Annotated in this window: 15 protein-coding genes; 7 read left to right on the top strand and 8 right to left on the bottom strand. The window is 69.7% G+C overall.

All coding sequences use genetic code 11. The annotated features are described in order from the left end of the window. The first annotated feature begins 27 nt into the window (after positions 1-27). Positions 28-1032 (top strand): aldo/keto reductase, encoded by a 1005-nt coding sequence (locus tag ASE12_RS09665; protein WP_056399733.1) that lies wholly within the window; start codon positions 28-30, stop codon positions 1030-1032. A 25-nt stretch (positions 1033-1057) separates the two neighbouring features. On the opposite strand, the gene ASE12_RS09660 is transcribed toward ASE12_RS09665, so the two are convergent. Genes ASE12_RS09660 through ASE12_RS09650 form a run of 3 tightly spaced genes read right to left on the bottom strand, consistent with a single transcriptional unit; the run spans position 1058 to position 4193 of the window. Further along, the gene (locus tag ASE12_RS09660) at positions 1058-2092 is read right to left on the bottom strand and encodes a hypothetical protein (RefSeq protein WP_056399730.1); all 1035 of its coding nucleotides are present in this window, start codon (positions 2090-2092) and stop codon (positions 1058-1060) included. A 41-nt stretch (positions 2093-2133) separates the two neighbouring features. Continuing rightward, a complete protein-coding gene (locus ASE12_RS09655; protein WP_157412879.1) occupies positions 2134-3180 on the bottom strand; it encodes a hypothetical protein in 1047 nt (348 codons plus the stop codon). Between the two features lie 53 nt (positions 3181-3233). Continuing rightward, entirely contained in the window at positions 3234-4193 is a 960-nt protein-coding gene (locus ASE12_RS09650; protein ID WP_056399726.1) for an NADPH:quinone oxidoreductase family protein, read from the bottom strand. A 56-nt stretch (positions 4194-4249) separates the two neighbouring features. On the opposite strand from ASE12_RS09650, the gene ASE12_RS20035 reads away from it, so the two are divergent. Further along, positions 4250-4786, top strand: a complete 537-nt coding sequence (locus ASE12_RS20035; RefSeq protein ID WP_056399724.1) for a phosphatase PAP2 family protein — start codon at positions 4250-4252, stop codon at positions 4784-4786. Positions 4787-4837: 51 nt separating this feature from the next. Then, on the top strand, positions 4838-7357 hold the full coding sequence (locus ASE12_RS09640; RefSeq protein WP_056399722.1) for an RNA helicase: 2520 nt from the start codon (positions 4838-4840) through the stop codon (positions 7355-7357). 75 nt (positions 7358-7432) lie between these two features. Here the strand turns inward: ASE12_RS09640 and ASE12_RS09635 are convergent, their stop codons facing one another. Then, positions 7433-8752, bottom strand: a complete 1320-nt coding sequence (locus ASE12_RS09635) for a cytochrome P450 (RefSeq protein WP_056399719.1) — start codon at positions 8750-8752, stop codon at positions 7433-7435. Further along, a complete protein-coding gene (locus ASE12_RS09630) occupies positions 8749-10215 on the bottom strand; it encodes an NAD(P)/FAD-dependent oxidoreductase (protein ID WP_056399716.1) in 1467 nt (488 codons plus the stop codon). Before ASE12_RS09630 ends, ASE12_RS09635 begins: the two co-directional genes overlap by 4 nt. A 53-nt stretch (positions 10216-10268) precedes the next feature. Between ASE12_RS09630 and ASE12_RS09625 the strand changes: the two genes are divergently transcribed. Next, positions 10269-10877, top strand: a complete 609-nt coding sequence (locus ASE12_RS09625; RefSeq protein WP_235508883.1) for a TetR/AcrR family transcriptional regulator — start codon at positions 10269-10271, stop codon at positions 10875-10877. A gap of 30 nt (positions 10878-10907) precedes the next feature. Further along, complete coding sequence (locus ASE12_RS09620; RefSeq protein WP_056399710.1) at positions 10908-11468, top strand: TIGR03086 family metal-binding protein; 561 nt, start codon at positions 10908-10910, stop codon at positions 11466-11468. Here ASE12_RS09620 and ASE12_RS09615 read toward each other — a convergent pair. Genes ASE12_RS09615 through ASE12_RS09605 form a run of 3 tightly spaced genes read right to left on the bottom strand, consistent with a single transcriptional unit; the run spans position 11465 to position 14529 of the window. Next, positions 11465-12814: a dipeptidase gene (locus ASE12_RS09615; protein ID WP_056399705.1), complete on the bottom strand. Its 1350-nt coding sequence runs from the start codon at positions 12812-12814 to the stop codon at positions 11465-11467. The two genes, ASE12_RS09620 and ASE12_RS09615, sit on opposite strands and share 4 nt — an antisense overlap. Positions 12815-12843: 29 nt before the next feature. Beyond that, positions 12844-13998, bottom strand: a complete 1155-nt coding sequence (locus ASE12_RS09610; protein WP_056399702.1) for a sorbosone dehydrogenase family protein — start codon at positions 13996-13998, stop codon at positions 12844-12846. Between the two features lie 39 nt (positions 13999-14037). Continuing rightward, a complete protein-coding gene (locus ASE12_RS09605; RefSeq protein WP_056209957.1) occupies positions 14038-14529 on the bottom strand; it encodes an inorganic diphosphatase in 492 nt (163 codons plus the stop codon). A gap of 75 nt (positions 14530-14604) precedes the next feature. On the opposite strand from ASE12_RS09605, the gene dacB reads away from it, so the two are divergent. Then, positions 14605-16014: a D-alanyl-D-alanine carboxypeptidase/D-alanyl-D-alanine-endopeptidase gene (dacB, locus tag ASE12_RS09600; protein WP_056399699.1), complete on the top strand. Its 1410-nt coding sequence runs from the start codon at positions 14605-14607 to the stop codon at positions 16012-16014. 93 nt (positions 16015-16107) lie between these two features. Next, positions 16108-17154: a zinc-dependent metalloprotease gene (locus ASE12_RS09595; RefSeq protein WP_056399695.1), complete on the top strand. Its 1047-nt coding sequence runs from the start codon at positions 16108-16110 to the stop codon at positions 17152-17154. The last annotated feature ends 5 nt before the right edge of the window (positions 17155-17159 follow it).

Below are 17159 nucleotides of genomic sequence, written 5' to 3'. Positions count from 1 at the left end.
CCGGACGAACCGACGCAGGCTGGACGCATGACGACTTCGACATTGACCACCAAGACCCTCGGAACCCTCGGCTCGACCCCCGCGATCGGCCTCGGCCTCATGGGCATGTCCGCCTTGTACGGGCCCGCCGATCGCGACGAGAGCATCGCCACGATCCATGCCGCGCTCGACGCGGGTGTCCGGCTGCTCGACACCGGCGACTTCTACGGCATGGGCCACAACGAGCTGCTGCTGCACGAGGCCCTCAACGGCATCGACCGCGACTCGGTCGACCTCAGCGTCAAGTTCGGTGCCCTCCGTGGCCCCGACGGCGACTGGTACGGCTTCGACGCGCGGCCCGGCGCCGTGAAGACCTGGCTCGCGTACTCGCTCCAGCGGCTCGGCACGGACCACATCGACATCTACCGGCCGGCCCGCCTCGACCCCGACGTGCCGATCGAGGAGACCATCGGCGCGATCGCCGAGATGATCGAGGCCGGGTACGTCCGGCACATCGGCCTGTCCGAGGTCGGCGCCGAGACCATCCGCCGCGCGCACGCGGTGCACCCCATCGCCGACCTGCAGATCGAGTACTCGTTGATCTCCCGCGGCCTCGAGGGCGAGATCCTCGACACCTGCCGCGAGCTCGGGATCGGCATCACGGCGTATGGTGTGCTGTCCCGCGGCCTGATCAGCGGCCACTATGCGCCGGACCAGGTGACGGTCTCGGACTTCCGTTCGCACACTCCCCGGTTCCAGGGCGAGAACCTCACCCGCAACCTCGACCTCGTCGAGGCCCTGCGCGGTGTCGCCTCGGATGCCGGGATCACGGTCGCGCAGGCCGCGATCGCCTGGGTCGCCTCCCGCGGTGACGACATCGTCCCGGTCGTCGGCGCTCGTACGCGTGCACGGCTCGCCGAGACGCTCGGCGCCGCCGCGGTGACGCTCACCGACGAGCAGCTCGCGGCGATCGAGGCCGCGATCCCGCTCGACCAGGTCGCCGGCACCCGCTATGCCGCCGAGCAGATGGCCATGCTCGACAGCGAGAAGTAGTCCGCTCGCTCGCGGTGGCACACCGTTACTCCAGGACGAAGAACGGTGTGTCGCCGCGGATGAGCATCTGCGCCGCCGTGCCTGCGGACTCCCTGGGGGCGATCTTCACCGTGACGACGTTTCCCTCGGTGGAGACATCCTCGACGTTTAGCAGCTCCTGGAACCACACCATGTCGTCGGAGAAGCCGTCCTCCCAGACCGTCCGGATCCTCTCCTCGGCACCGGCGACGTCCTTGAGGCGATAGGCGATGTACTCGATCGCCTCGCCGTCCTCGAATCCCTGCGCCACGCCGACGGCGTCGAAGGCCGGCATCGTCGCGGGCATCTCGTCGCGCATCTGCTCGACAAGGAACCGCGGGTCGGCGGGACGATCGCTGAGGACGACGTCGTAGATGCGGTGTGCGTCGAGGGACTGGGCCACCTCGAGGAAGGCGTCGTCGTCCGCGAGCGACCTCTGGCCGCGGGTCTTCCAGGCGTCCAAGGCCCTCTGGGTCTTGCCGATGGCCACCTCATCGCCGCGCTGGGCCACCCCGAAGATCTGGGGGAAGGGGGCGTCGCTCGCGCCGGCAGGGTCGAGGTCGCCGATCTTTCCGGCCCCGGTCGTGGCCACGTGCTTCGGGCTCACGCCGTCGGCGAGATGAACCACGGTGAGGGTGTCCGGCAGCGACTCGACGGATGCCGTCGTCGTGATGTCGCGAGCGTCGAAGCCCAGGACCTTCCGCATCGCACCCGTCTCGACCCTGCCGAGTCCGAGCCCTTCACCGCCGGTGATGGCGATCTTCGGACCGCCCAGTCCCTGTCTCCACCTGGACGTCGCCTGCTGGTCCTTCGGCTCCGGCAGCTTGCCGAGCTCGGCCGCGAGCGCGAAGTCGCTGGCGAACACCTGGAGGGGCTGGTCGGCCGAGGGCCTGATCGGTGGCAGCTCGCGCAGCGCCGCCTCGACGCTCAAGGTCCTGGCGCTCGGCTTCGGCGCACGGTTGGGATCGGAACCACCGCTGCAGCCGCCAAGCACGGCGGCACCCATGATCGTCGTGACCAGCGCAGCGCCGATTCGTCGCATGGTTCGTCCTCCGTACGTGTCAGGGTGGCAGGGAGCGCGGACTAGTCGACCACGATGAACGGGACGTCGCCCTGCATGAACATCTGCACCGCAAGCCCCGCCGAGCCCTTGGGCGAGATCTTCACGGTCACCACACCGTCCTTCGCCGTGACGTCGCCGACGTCGAGCAGCTTCGCCAAGGGCTCGCGGGTGCGAGCCGACATGCCGTCGGTCCAGGTCTTCTCGATCCGGTCCTTCGCCTTGTCCGCGTCGTCGACGTGATAGGCGACGTACTCGACGGCCTTGCCGTCCTCGACTCCTTGCGCAATGCCCACGGCGTCGAAGGCCGGCATCGAGGAGTTCATGGCCTTCAGGGCAGCAGGGGGCAGGTTGGGCAGCTTGCCCGGCCCGTCGCTCAGGAACGCGCTGTAGCTGCCGTGTGCGTCCAGTGCCTTCGCCACGGCGACGAGGGCGTCATTGTCGGCGAGCGAGTCGCCGTTGTCCTTGGTCCACGTCTCAAGCACGGCTGAGGACCGCGACAGCGCCACCTCGTCGCCTCGCTGGGCGACACCGTGGACGAACGGGAACGGGGCATCGTCGGGCCACGCCGGGTCGATGTCGCCGACCGTGCCCTTGCCCGTGGCTTCGACGCCCTTGGTCAGGCCGGCACCCTTCGTCAGGTTCACGACCGTGATGTCCTCCGGCAGTGCCTCGACGGCCGCGAACGTCGTGACGTCCCTGGCGTCGAAGCCCACGGTCTTCCGCATCGCGCCGCTCTGCAGGTACTGCAGGCCGAGACCTTCGCTGGCCGCGACGAAGAGCGGCGGTGTGGCCAGGCCCTTGGACCAGTCGGCCAGCGACTGCGGGTCGACCGGCTTGGGCAGGTCGCCGAGCTCGGCCGCCTCGCTCAGGTCGCCAGCGAACACCTGGAGAGGTCGGTCGTCCTGCCGCTTCACGGCAGGAAGCGCACGGAGCGCGCCCTCGACGCTGAAGTGGCCGCCGAAAGCGGCTGCGCCGCGGTCCCTGGTGTCGGCGGTCTCGCTCCCGCATCCCGCCAGGGCAGTCGCCCCGACGATGGCCGTGATCAACAGTGCTGCATGTCGTCGCATCAAAACATTCCCCCGAACGTCGTCGTGGCGCGTCTCTGGCGCACAGGACGAGACTAAGGCAGCAGCAGAACCTTGCCGGTGGCGCGGCGCTCGTCGAGGGTCAGCAGGGCCTGCGTGGCCTCGGCGAGCGGGAAGGTCGGGCCGACGACCGGACGCAGCGCACCGCTCTCGAGGTGTGGGGCGAGGGCCGCCCACTCCGTGGCGACGTGGCCCGGCCGCGAGAGCGCGTACGCGCCCCAGCCGACGCCGACGACCGAGACGTTGTTGAGCAGCAGACGGTTGACCTTGACGGTCGGGATCTCGCCGGCCGTGAACCCGATGACGAGCAGCCGACCGTCCTCCTTGAGGCACCGCAACGAGTCGGTGAACCGCTCGCCGCCCACCGGATCGACCACGATGTCGACCCCGCCCTGCTCCTTGACCGCGTCCCTGAACCCGTCGGGCAGGACGAACGCGTCGGCGCCGGCCTCAAGCGCGATCGCGCCCTTCTCGGCGGTCGAGGTGACGGCGATGACCCGTCCCGCGCCGAACGCCTTGGCGACCTGGATCGCCGCGGTGCCGACGCCGCCGGCCGCTCCGTGGACCAGCACCGACTCACCGGCAGCGAGCCGGCCGCGCTCGACCAGGGCGAAGTAGGCGGTGCCGTAGTTGAAGACGATCGCGGCACCCTGCTCGTACGAGATGCTGTCGGGGATCGGGAACGTGAGGTCGAGGTTGGCGACGGCCTCCTCGGCGAAGCCGCCGAGCAGGCACAGCGCCGCGACCCGGTCGCCGGGGGAGAAGCCCGAGCCGTCGGGGGCGCTGATGACCTCGCCGGCGATCTCGGCGCCCGGGGTGAACGGCAGGTCGGGCTTGAGCTGGTAGAGCCCGCGGCTCTGCAACACCTCGGGGAACGCGACGCCGGCCGCGTGCACGCGGATCAGGACCTGGTCGGGGCCGGGCACGGGGCTGGGGAGCTCGACCAGCTCGACCGCTTCGGGGCCGTCGAGGGTCGTGATCTGTACGGCTTTCATGCCGCGACCCTAGCGCACCGACTAAGCGAGCGCTTAGTGCTCGTACGCTGGACCCCATGCGCGGATCCGTGGACATCGAGGTTGCGCGCTGGTGCGCCGAGCATCGCAGCGACACCGCCACGGAGGTCTTCCAGCGGCTCGAGGACGTCGGGGAGTCACTGTGGTTCTTCGTCGCCTGCGGGATCGTCGCCGTGGCGCTCGTGCTGCTGCTCCGCATCCGCTCGGGACTCATGCGCGCGGTCATCGCCGTGAGCGTGACACTGTCGGTGACCGGCCCGCTCAAGACGTGGATCGATCGGCCGCGGCCGCCGTACGACCTGGCGATCACCCACCTCTCGGGGCCCGCGATGCCGTCGTCCCACGCGATCTTCACCTCGACCCTGGTGGTCGCGGTCGTGATGGGGCCGTGGTGGACGTCGCGTCGCCTGCAGGTCGTCGCCGCGGTGCTCGGCGCGGTCGGCTGCGTCGTCGCCGGCGTCGCGATGATCTACCTCGGCGGCCACTGGCTGTCCGACGTGCTGGTCGGCTGGGCGCTCGGTGTCGGCATCACCGCCGGCATGATGCTGCTGCTCAAGCGCGTACGCCTGAGCTGACCCTTCGGTGCCGCCCGCCCCGGCCGGGCGTACGCGGGAGACAATGCTCGTGTGCGACTCATCGACCTGCTGCCCAAGGGCGTGACGGACGATGAGGACGTCGTCTACGACGCGATCACGCAATGGGTCGAGCACCGCGGCCTGACGCTCTACCCGGCGCAGGACGAGGCGATCCTCGAGTGCGTCGCCGGGTCCAACGTGATCCTCGCGACGCCGACCGGCTCCGGCAAGAGCCTCGTCGCCACCGGCGCGATGGCGGCGGCGCTGGCGCGTGGTGAGTGCAGCGTCTACACCGCGCCGATCAAGGCCCTCGTCAGTGAGAAGTTCTTCGACCTCTGCGAGATCTTCGGCGCCGACAACGTCGGCATGGTGACCGGCGACGCTGCGGTCAACGCCGATGCCCCGATCATCGCCGCGACGGCCGAGATCCTCGCCAACATGGCGCTCCGCGAGGGCGCCGGTGCCGACATCGGACTGGTCGTGATGGACGAGTTCCACTTCTACGCCGATCCCGATCGCGGCTGGGCGTGGCAGGTGCCGCTGATCGAGCTGCCCAAGGCACAGTTCCTGCTGATGTCGGCGACGCTCGGCGACACGACGCGGTTCGAGGCCGACCTCTCCCGGCGCACCGGCCGGGAGACCACGCTCGTCACGACGTCCGAGCGCCCCGTCCCGCTGATCTCCGAGTACGTCTCGACGCCGATCCAGGAGACGCTCGAGCAGCTGATCGAGACGCACCAGACCCCGGTGTACGTCGTGCACTTCACCCAGGTCTCGGCGCTCGAGCGGGCGCAGGCGTTGACCAGCATCAAGGTCGCCACCCGCGAGGAGCGCGACGTCATAGCCGAGCACCTCGGCGACTTCAGGTTCTCCTCGGCGTTCGGCAAGACGCTCTCGCGACTCATCCGCATGGGCGTCGGCGTGCACCACGCCGGGATGCTGCCGCGCTACCGCCGGCTCGTCGAGACCCTCACGCAGGCCGGACTCCTCAAGGTCGTCTGCGGCACCGACACGCTCGGCGTCGGCATCAACGTGCCGATCCGCACCGTGCTGTTCAGCGGGCTGTCGAAGTACGACGGGGTGCGCCAGCGGCAGCTGCAGGTGCGCGAGTTCCAGCAGATCGCGGGGCGCGCGGGCCGCGCCGGCTTCGACACCGTCGGCCACGTGATCGTCGAGGCGCCCGAGCACGACATCGAGAACGCACGACTGGTCCGCAAGGCCGGTGACGACGTCAAGAAGCAGCGCAAGATCCAGCGCAAGAAGGCGCCCGAGGGCTTCGTGTCGTGGGGCGAGGGCACGTTCACCAAGCTCTCGACCGGCACCCCGGAGCCGCTCGTCTCGCGCATGCGGGTCAGCCACGCGATGGTGCTCGACGTCATCTCCCGGCCCGGCGATGCGCGCGCGTCCCTCGAGCGGCTGCTGCGGGAGAGCGACGAGACCGAGGAGTCGCAGGACAAGCTCCTCGCCGAGGTCGACGAGATCATCGACGCCCTGCTCACGGGTGGCGTCGTCGAGCAGGTCGACCCGCCGGACGCCGACGGTCGTACGCTCCGGCTGACCGTCGACCTGCAGGCCAACTTCGCCCTCAACCAGCCGCTGTCCCCGTTCGCCGTCGCCGCGTTCGAGCTGCTCGACCGCGACGACCCGGCGTACGCGCTCGACATGGTCTCGGTCGTCGAGGCGACGCTCGACGACCCCCGGCCGATCATCAACGCGCAGCGTCATCGCGCTCGCGGCGAGGCCATCAACGAGATGAAGATGGACGGCATCGAGTACGACGAGCGGATGGAGCTGCTCGAGGAGATCACGCACCCCAAGCCGTTGGAGGAGCTGCTCACCGCGGCGTACGAGTCCTATCGCAAGGGTCACCCGTGGGTCGCCGACCACGAGCTGCGCCCCAAGTCGGTCGTCCGCGAGATGTGGGAGCGGGCGATGACGTTCTCGGAGCTGATCGGCGACTACCAGCTCGCCCGGTCCGAGGGCCTCGTCCTGCGCTACCTCTCCGACGTCTACAAGACGCTGCTGCGCACCGTGCCGGAGCAGCTGCGCAACGAGGAGCTCATCGACCTCACGGAGTGGCTCGGCGAGCTCGTGCGGCAGACCGACTCGAGCCTGCTCGACGAGTGGGAGCAGCTGATCAATCCCGACACGGACCCGGTCGAGGTGCGGGCGAAGGCCGAGGGTAGCGCGCCGCCACGACCCGTCACGGGCAACGCGCGGGCGTTCCGGGTGCTCGTACGCAATGCGCTGTTCCGCCGCGTCGAGCTCGCGGCACTCGGCCGCTGGAGTGCTTTGGGCGACCTCGACGGCGAGGACGGCTGGGACGCCGCGGCGTGGATGGAGGCGATGGCGGCCTACCGCGAGGAGTACGACTCGCTCGGCACGGGACCGGCCGCTCGTGGCCCCGACCTGTTCATGGTCGAGGAGGGCTCGACGACGTGGCAGGTGCGCCAGACGTTCGACGACCCGGAGGGCGACCGCGACTGGGGCATCACCGCCCAGGTCGACCTCGCCGAGAGCGACGAGATCGGCGAAGCCGCCGTCACGATCCTCGACGTCGGCCCTCGCTGAAAGTCCTTTCGACAAGCTCAAGGATCGTGTGCTCGCCCGGCCACAGGTCCTTGAGCTTGTCGAAAGGACGCTGGATCAACGGCTGGTCAACCGCAGCGGGGCCTTGTCGCTGGGGACGTTCGTGATGTTGCGCAGCTTGTTGGGTGACGCCTCGTCGGCGGTCACCTCGTAGCGCTGCAGCACTTCGCGCAGCACGACGGTGCCCTCCATCAGCGAGAACGCCGCGCCGATGCAGCGGCGTACGCCACCGCCGAACGGGATCCACGTGTTGGGCGCGACCTTGTCGACCGTGAAGCGCTCGGGCTTGAACAGGTGCGAGTCGGCGAAGCTCGCCTCGCGGCTGTGCGACAGCATGATCGACGGCGTGACCGTCGTGCCGCGTGGCAGGCGCCGGCCGGCGACGACCTGGTCGCTCTGCAACGTCCGGGCGACGAAGTCGATGATCGGGTGCAGGCGCATCGACTCCTTGAGGCAGGCCTCGAGGTAGGCGTCGTCGCCCGTGTCGGCTGCGGCGAGCGCGCGCGCGTGGATCTCGGGGTTGCGGCCCAGCTCGTGCAGGGTCCACGACAGCGCCGACGCCGTCGTCTCGTGCCCCGCGAGCAGCAGCGTGACGAGCTGGTCGCGCATCTCCACGTCGCTCAATGGGATCTCCTCGTCGCCGCTCCCTGAGCCTGTCGAAGGGTCGCCGACCCGCAGCAGCCGGGACAGCACGTCGTCGCGGCCCTCGAGGTCGTGCGCCTCACGCCGCTCTGCGATCTCGGCGTAGAGGAGCTCGTCGACCGCCTGCTGGTTCTTGAAGTAGCCGCGCCAGGGCGGCAGCTTGAACAGTCGCGGGTAGGACCAGGCGAGCAGCATCTTGGCGTCGATGTTGACCATGCGGTTGACCTTGGGCCGCAGCACCGCGAGGCGTGACTCGTCGGTGACGCCGAAGACGACCTGCAGGATCACGTCGAGCGTGATCGCGTTCATCCGGTCGAGGGTCACGAGGGTGTCGCCGTCGTGCCACGAGTCGACCTCGACCTTGGCGATCGCCTCGACCAGCGGCTGGTAGGCCCGCATCGAGGGTCCGGTGAACGCCGGCATCAGCAGCTTGCGGGCGCGCTGGTGCTCCATGTCGTCGGTCAGGAGCACCGAGTGCTTGCCCATCACGGGCTTGAGGATCTCGTTGCCCTTGCCGGCGTGGAACTGCGACGGGTCGGCGGCGAAGATCTCCTTGATGTCCGCCGGGTCGCTGAACACGACGAGCGTACGAGGGCCTGGCAGGATCCTCAGGGTGAACGTGTCGCCGAACTCCTGGTGGTACGCCGGGATGGTCCCGGCACGGTCACGAAGGAACTTCCAGGTCATCCGCCCGGGCGAGATCTTGGGCCCCGCCGGGATGTCGTACTCCGTCATGCCGCCTTCTCCCAGACGAAGTCGGCGTCGTTGACCTTGCGCGTCTCCCACCAGTACTGGAACGTGAACTTGGGCCAGATCGTGCGGTTCTTGCCCTTGCTGTCGAGATACCACGACGTGCAGCCGCCCTGGGTCCAGATGCCCTTCTCGACGAGCCGCTGGATCTCCTCGTTGAAGTCGTCCTGCGCGGCCTGCGTCGGCTCGGCGGCGACCGCACCGCGGCGATCCATCTCGTCGAGCATCCGGATGATGAACTTGGTCTGCTGCTCGATCATGAACACCACGGAGTTGTGGCCGAGCGCGGTGTTGGGGCCGAGCATGAAGTAGAGGTTGGGGAAGCCGTGGATCGTCATCCCCATGTAGGTCTCGACCCCGTGCTCACGGAACTGCTCGGCGAGGTTGACCCCGTTGCGGCCCTTGACGTCGAGGTAGTCGAACGCGTCGATGACGTGGAAGCCGGTGCCGTAGATGATGATGTCGGCCTCGTGCTTGACGCCGTTGCCGTCGATCACGCCGTCCGCGACGATCTCCGCAACGCCGTCGGTGCTGAGCTCGACGTCATCGCGCAGGTACGTCTTGTAGTAGGTGTTGGACTGCAGCACGCGCTTGCAGCCGAGCCGGTAGTCCGGCGTCAGCTTCGCCCGCAGCTCGGCGTCCGGGATCGTCTTGTCGATGTAGCGCTTGACGATCTTCTCGGCGATCGGCAGGAAGTTGACGTGGCCGTTGAACGCGATCGCCCGCACCTCGAGCGACCAGTAGAGGGCGTTGCGATAGGCCCGCGTGGCGCCGGGCACCGTCGCGAACAGCTTCTTGCGCCACTCCGGCGTCGGCTTGTCCTTCTTGGGCAGCACCCATGCCGGCGTGCGCTGGAACACCGTGAGGTGCTCGGTCTCCTGCGCGATGATCGGGATGAACTGGATCGCGCTGGCGCCGGTGCCGATGACCACGACCTTCTTGCCCTTGAGGTCGACCGTGTGGTCCCACTGCGCGGAGTGGAAGCGTGGCCCCTCGAAGGAGTCGGCGCCGGCGATCTCGGGGATGTTGGGGATGTGCAGCCCGCCGACGCCGGCGACCACGACGCGCGCCTCGTAGTCCTCGCCGGAGCGCGTGCGCACGGTCCAGACGGCGCGGTCCTCGTCCCACTCGGCCCCGGTGACCTCGACGCCGAAGTGGATGTAGGGGCGGATGCCCTGCTCGTCGGCGACCTTGCGCATGTAGGCCCAGATCTCCTCCTGGCCCGAGAAGCTCTTGCTCCACTCGGCGTTGAGCTCGTAGGAGAACGAGTACATGTGGCTCGGGATGTCGCACTCGCAGCCGGGGTAGGTGTTGTCGCGCCAGGTGCCGCCGACGTCGTGCGCCTTCTCGAGGACCACGAAGTCCTCGCGGCCGGACTCGCGCAGCTTCATGGCCGCACCCATGCCGGAGAAGCCCGTACCGATGATGACGACGTCCTTTTTGATCATTTTTCAGATACTATCGGTATCTGAGTACGATGAAAAGAGACGAGGGAGAGCTTGTGGCAGTCACCAGCACGCGGGTCACGAGGGCCGAGCGTCAGGCGCAGACCCGTGAGCGGCTGATCGAGGTCGCCCGCGAGATGTTCCTGTCCGACGGCTATGCCGCGACGTCCCTCGACAAGGTCGCCGTACGCGCCGGGTTCTCCAAGGGGGCTGTCTACTCCAACTTCGCCGGCAAGGAACAGCTCTGCATGGCGGTGCTCGACAGCATCCACGAGGAGCAGATCGAGGGCGTCGTCACGGCCTTCTCGCAGGACACCGACCTCGACGGCCGCATCGAGGCGTTCGCCACGTGGGCCCGCGAGGGACTCGGCCAGCCCCGCTGGACCGCCCTCGAGGTCGAGTTCGGCGCGATCGCGCGCCAGAGCCCCTACGTCGCGACCGAGCTGGTCAAGCGGCACCGCGAGATCCGCGCCGCGATCGCCGAGCTGGTCCGTCAGGTGACGGCCGAGGCCGGCCTCGGCGACGCCGTCGACGCCGACCAGGCCGCGACGACGCTGCTGAGCCTCGGCATCGGCCTCGGCACCCTGCGGTCGCTCGACAGCACGATCGACGTCGGGGTGTTCGCCGACACGATGCGCGCCCTGCTCAGGACCGCCAAGGCTTGACGCTCGCGGCTACGTCGGGATGATGGCGGGATGAGTCCCGCTGACGAGCACCGCCGGATCGCCGCCGGGTTCACCGCCAAGGTCGTCGGCACACCTCTGGATCGGTGGGACAGCCCCGCTCCGGTCGAGGGTTGGACAGCACGTGACGTCGTCCGGCACCTCGTCGAGTGGTTCCCGGCGTTCCTCGAGAGCGGCGCCGGGGTGACGCTGGACCGTGGTCCTTCGGTGGACGACGATCCGGTCGCGGCTTGGCAGGTGCACAGCGACGCCGTGCAGGCGTTGCTCGACGATGCGAGCACGGCTGACCGGATCCTCACCAACCGGCACGTGGGCGACATACCTCTCGACCAGGCGGTCGACCGGTTCTACACCGGCGACGTCTTCATGCACACGTGGGACCTGGCACGGGCCACCGGTCAGGACGAAGCACTCGATCCCGCCAAGTGTGCCCAACTGCTCGCGGGCATGGAGCCCATGGAGGACGCCATCCGTTCCAGTGGCCAGTACGGGCCCCGTGTCGAGGTGCCCGCCGACGCCGACGTGCAGACGCGCATGCTGGCGTTCATCGGCCGCGATCCGCTGCGGCGCTAGCCCTCACCGAGCCGCGCGAGCAGCAGCGCCTCCGCGAGGCACGCGCGCTCCCACTCTGCCAGGTGCAGGCCCTCGTTCGTGCCGTGGGCGCGGGTGTCGGGGTCCTCCACGCCGACCACCAGCACGGACGCCTGCGGGAACGCCTCGGCGAACGTCGCGATGAACGGGATCGACCCGCCGACACCCATGTCGATCGGGGCGACCCCGTCCCACGCCTCGCGCATCGCCTCGCGAGCGGCATCGTACGCAGGGCCGGTCGCATCGAGCGCCGTCGGCTCGCCGCCGTCGGCGTACGTCAGGGTGACCTCGGCGCCCCACGGCACGTTCGCCAGGACGTGCTCGCGCAGTCGCTCGTACGCCGCCGCGCAGCTGTCGCCGGGAGCGATCCGCATCGAGATCATCGCCCGGGCCGCCGGGACGAGCGTGTTGCTCGCGGCCTCGACCGTCGGGGCGTCGATGCCGGTCACCGTGAGGGACGGCTTGGTCCACATCCGCTCGACGGACGAGCCCGTGCCGATCAGCTGCACGCCGTCGGCGAGGCCGGACTCGGCCACGAGGCGGTCGTGCGGGTAGTCGACGTCGGCCGCATCGCCGGTGACCAGCCCGGGCACCGCGACCGTGCCGTCGTCGTCGTGGAGCGACGCCAGGATCCGGGTCAGCGCCATCAACGCGTCGGGCACGACGCCGCCGAACATCCCGGAGTGCACCCCGTGGCGCAGCGTGCGGACCTCGACCGTCGCCCGTACGAGGCCCCGCAGGCTCGTGGTGAGCGCCGGCTCGCCGATGTCCCAGTTGCCCGAGTCGGCGATCACGATGACGTCGGCCTCGAGCAGCGCGCCGTGCTCGCCGATGAACGCCTCGAGCGTCGGCGAGCCGATCTCCTCCTCGCCCTCGACGAAGACCTTGACGCCGACCGGCAACGGGTCGCCGAGGGCGCGTACGGCGGCGAGGTGCACCGCGATGCCGGCCTTGTCGTCGGCTGCGCCGCGGCCGTACAGGCGACCGTCGCGCTCGGTGGGCTCGAACGGCGCCGAGTCCCAGGCCGCGTGGTCGCCCTCGGGCTGGACGTCGTGGTGGGCGTACAGCAGGACCGTGGGGCTGCCGGGAGGACCGGGCTTGGTGGCGAGCAGCGCGGGTGCACCGTCGCCGCTGCGGAGGATCTGGGTCTCGAAGCCCTCGGCGGCGAACAGGTCGCGCGTCGCCTCGGCGGACCGCTCGACGTCGGCGACGTGCTCCGGAGCGGCGCTGACGGACGGGATCCGGACCAGGTGCTCGAGGTCGGTGCGGACGGAGGGAAGGACTGAGGAGAGCGCGGCGCGCACGTCGGCAGGGGTTCGTGGAGTCACCCGTCAACCGTAGTCGGACGAGGAGAGGATCAGGGGCCGGCGGTGACCCTGAGGATCTGGTCGTTGGTCCCGTTCGAGGTCGTCACGTAGAGCGCGCCGTCGGGCCCCTGCACCGCACCGCGCAGCCGGCCGTACGTGCCGTCGAGCTCGGCCGGGATCCAGGTCTCGAGCAGTGTTGCGGACGAGCTGAACCGCATCAGCCGCAGCGACGAGTCCTTGAGCGCCGTCACCGCGAGGGCGCCGCGCCAGCCGCCCCAGCCACTGCTGGTGACGAACGTGGCGCCGCTGGTCGCCTTGGTCGTGGCGCCGGAGCGCCAGCGGGCGTAGACCTGGGCGCCGGGCAGGCTGTGGTCGGTCATGGGCGAGTTGGCGCCCTCGTTGTACGACGGGTCGCCGGCGGTGCGCGGCACGGGATTCCAGCCGTAGTTGCCGCGGTTGCTGAGCAGGTTGACCTCGTCGTCCCGGTAGCTGCCCTGCTCGACCGACCAGATGCGGCCGTCGGCCCGGCGCGCCAGGCCCTGCACGTTGCGGTGCCCGTACGTGTAGATCTTGCGCGTCATCATGTCGGCGCTGTGCCGGAACGGGTTGCCCGCGAGGGTGCCACCCGTCGTGGCATCGACCCGCAGGACTTTGCCGCCGCCGGAGTAGAGGTTCTGGGGGTTGCGACCCGTCGCGGCGTCGCCGGTGCCGATGTAGAGCATGTTGCCCGAGCCCTTGACCAAGGCGCAGCCGCCGTGACGGCCGCTCGTCGAGGGCAGGCCGCGGACGAGCGTACGTTTGAGCGTCGCGGTCGAGAACGTGGCGTCGAGGTGCCACCGGACGACGCGGACGTCCTGCGTCGTGCCGGACTTGTAGCCGTGGCACGTGATGATGTCGTGCGTCGTGGCGAAGTCGGCCGCGACCTCGACCGACATCAGCCCGGTCTCTCCGGAGGCCCACATGCCCGGGGGCGAGCTGAGCAGGACGCGCTCGGATCCGTCGGGCTCACGCAGGGTCAGCCGCTTGAGGGAGCGTTCGGTGTAGAGCATCGACCCGTCCGGCAGGAACGCCAGGTCCCATGGGATGGAGAGTCCCGACCTCACCACGGTGACGTGGAGCGCCGGCCGGGGCGTGGCTGCGGAGGCAGACGTGAATGGGCCGGACAGCAGGGCGACGACGAGGGCCGCGAGACACCAGCGCTTCATCGCTCCAGTGTGTGCCCGGGAAGGGCCAGGCGCGACCGCTCAGTAGCCGCCGTTGGCCTTGAAGCGGTCGTAGCTCGCCTGGATCTCGGCCTCGGCCTCGACCCGGCCGGTCCACGTGGAGCCCTCGACCGACTTGCCCGGCTCGAGGTCCTTGTAGACCGTGAAGAAGTGCTCGATCTCGAGCCGGTCGAACTCGGGCACGTGGTGGATGTCGCGCAGGTGCTCCTGGCGCGGATCCTTGGCCGGCACGCACAGGACCTTGTCGTCACCGCCGGCCTCGTCGGTCATGCGGAACATGCCGATCGTGCGGCACGAGATGACGCAGCCGGGGAACGTCGGCTCCGACAGCAGCACGAGGGCGTCGAGCGGATCGCTGTCGAGGCCGAGCGTGTCGTCGATGAAGCCGTAGTCAGCCGGGTACTGCGTAGCGGTGAACAGCGTGCGGTCGAGGCGGATGCGATGCGTCGCGTGGTCGACCTCGTACTTGTTGCGGCTGCCCTTGGGGATCTCCACGGTGACGTCGAAAATCACTGGTGCCTCCGGCTGTTGAATGTGGGGGGCGCGGGCCGTGAATGCCGCGCAACGGGTTTCTATAGTCTGGCGCATGTGCCGTCTCACGGGGAAACCAGGGTCTCGAAGCCTCGCGGTGCGATCGTCATCCCAGCGCTGGTCCTCGCGATCGTCGTCGCCCTCGGCATCGCGCTGTGGTCCCGCGGCGACCTCAACGGCCTGATCTGTGACGGCGACTGCGGGCCGGCCAACGTCATCCCGCCCCGCTCGCTGACGTCCGACACGCAGCCCGCCGAGCGCGCGCCGCGGCTGCCGAAGCCCGGTGACGTCGATCCGGCCAAGCTCAAGGCCGCGGTCCGTCCCGCTCTCGACGCAACGGTCCTGGGACCCCGGGTCGGCTTCTCGGCGGTCGCCCCGGCCAACGGCACCGAGCTGGTGTCGTCGGGCGCCGGGGCGTACGTGCCGGCGTCGACGACCAAGGTGCTGACGAGCTTCGCCGCCTTGTCGCTGATCGACTCGCAGCACCGGTTCACGACGCGCGTCGTCGGCTCGGGCGACCGGATCGTGCTCGTCGGAGGCGGCGACCCCTACCTCGCGGTCAAGCGCTCGAAGTCCGGTGACCCGGTGATCCGCGCCGACCTGACGACCCTTGCCGCCCGCACGGCTGCCGCGCTCGACAAGACCGGGACGACCAGTGTCCGGGTCGGCTTCGACGCATCGCTGTTCAGCGGCCCGGACGCCAGCCCTGCGTGGGAGTCCACGTACGTCAGCCAGAACATCGTCACGCCGGTCAGCGCATTGTGGGCCGACCAGGGCGAGCGCAACGGCGTACGCGCGAAGGACCCCGCCGCGGATGCCGCGCGTACGTTCGTGGGTCTCCTCGAGGCGCGCGGGATCACGGTCAGCGGAGAGCCCGAGCCGACCAAGGCCGCAACCGGCGCCACGACCCTGGCCGCCGTCCAGAGCGCCACGGTCGCCCGCATCGTCGCCACGCTGATCCGGGTCAGCGACAACCAGGCGGCCGAGGTCATGCTCCGGCAGCTGGCGATCGCCGCTGACAAGCCGGCGTCGTTCGAGGGTGGCACGGAGGCGGTGGCCGACGTCCTCGCCAAGGCCGACATCGACACGCAAGGGCTCGTCCTCACCGATGGCAGCGGGCTCTCTCGCCGCAACCGGATCGCGCCGCTGACCCTGGCGCAGACCGTCAACGTCGCGGCCTCGACGCCTCGTACGGCCCAGCTCGTCGCGGACCTCCCGATCAGTGGGTTCACCGGCACCCTGGTCGACCGCTTCGCCAAGCTGACGTCGTCGCTCGGGACGGTGCGTGCCAAGACCGGGACGCTCACGGGGGTGCACTCGCTCGCGGGGTACGCCCTGGACGCCGACGGCCGACCGGTCGTGTTCGCCGTCATGGCCGATCGCACGAGCAAGGTCGCGCCGGCCGAGGCGCAGGCCGCCCTCGACAAGGTCGCTGCCGCGATCGCCGCCTGTCGGTGTGGTTCGTGAGGATCGGTCGTTGAGCCCGTCGAAACGACGTCCAGCTGAAGCAAGTCCTTTCGACAGGCTCAACGACCGGGACCCTCCGCGTAACGTAGCCACATGATCGATTGGAAGCTCGCGCTCTCGACGGCGACGAAGCTGTCGAAGCCCGGCCCCGACCTCTCGGCCGCCGAGGTGGCCGAGGCCGTGGCGGAGCTGCGCGAGGGCGCGGCTCGCTCCGAGGGCCCGGTCCGCGAGTTCAGCGACCTGCACGCCCGGTCGGCCACCGCGCCGGTGCTCGTGGTCGACCGGCCCCGCTGGATCGAGGCCAACCTCGACACGTTCAAGGTCATGATGGATCCCGTCATGGCCAAGCTCGCGGCCTCCAACAAGATGCCGTCGGGTGTCGGCCGCGTCGTGGGCGAGAAGATCAGCGGCGCCGAGCTCGGCGCCCTCATGTCGTTCATGTCGACCAAGGTGCTGGGCCAGTTCGACCCCTTCTGGGACGGGCCCAACGGCGAGGGCGGTCGGCTCCTGCTGGTCGCGCCCAACATCGTCCAGGCCGAGCGCCAGCTCGACGTCGACCCGCACGACTTCCGCCTGTGGGTGTGCCTGCACGAGGAGACGCACCGCGTGCAGTTCACCGCGGTCGACTGGATGCGCGCCCACATGCGCTCGCTGCTCGACGAGTTCGTCGACGCGACGGACCTCGACTCGTCAGCGCTCTCCTCCCTCGTGACCGACGGGCTCGGCGAGGCGATCCGCATCGCGCGCGGTGACTCCGAGGCGTCGCTCGCCGACCTGTTCCAGAACGAGCGGCAGCGGGAGATCGTCGACCGGCTCACCGGCATCATGTCGCTGCTCGAAGGTCACGCCGACGTCGTGATGGACGGTGTGGGTCCGGAGGTCATCCCGACCGTCGCCGAGATCCGCCGCAAGTTCACCCAGCGGCGCAAGGGCGCGGGTACGTTCGACCGGTTGCTGCGACGGTTGCTCGGCCTCGACGCCAAGATGCGCCAGTACCGCGACGGTGCCGAGTTCGTCCGCGAGGTCAACGCCAAGGTCGGGCTCTCCGGCTTCAACGCGGTGTGGGCGGAGCCGGCCAACCTGCCCACCAAGTCCGAGATCCTCGACCCGGCGTCGTGGGTCACCCGCGTGCACGGCTGAGCGCA

The organism is Aeromicrobium sp. Root236, from assembly GCF_001428805.1.
GTDB lineage: Bacteria > Actinomycetota > Actinomycetes > Propionibacteriales > Nocardioidaceae > Aeromicrobium.
This window is presented reverse-complemented; position numbering and strand designations above follow the sequence as displayed.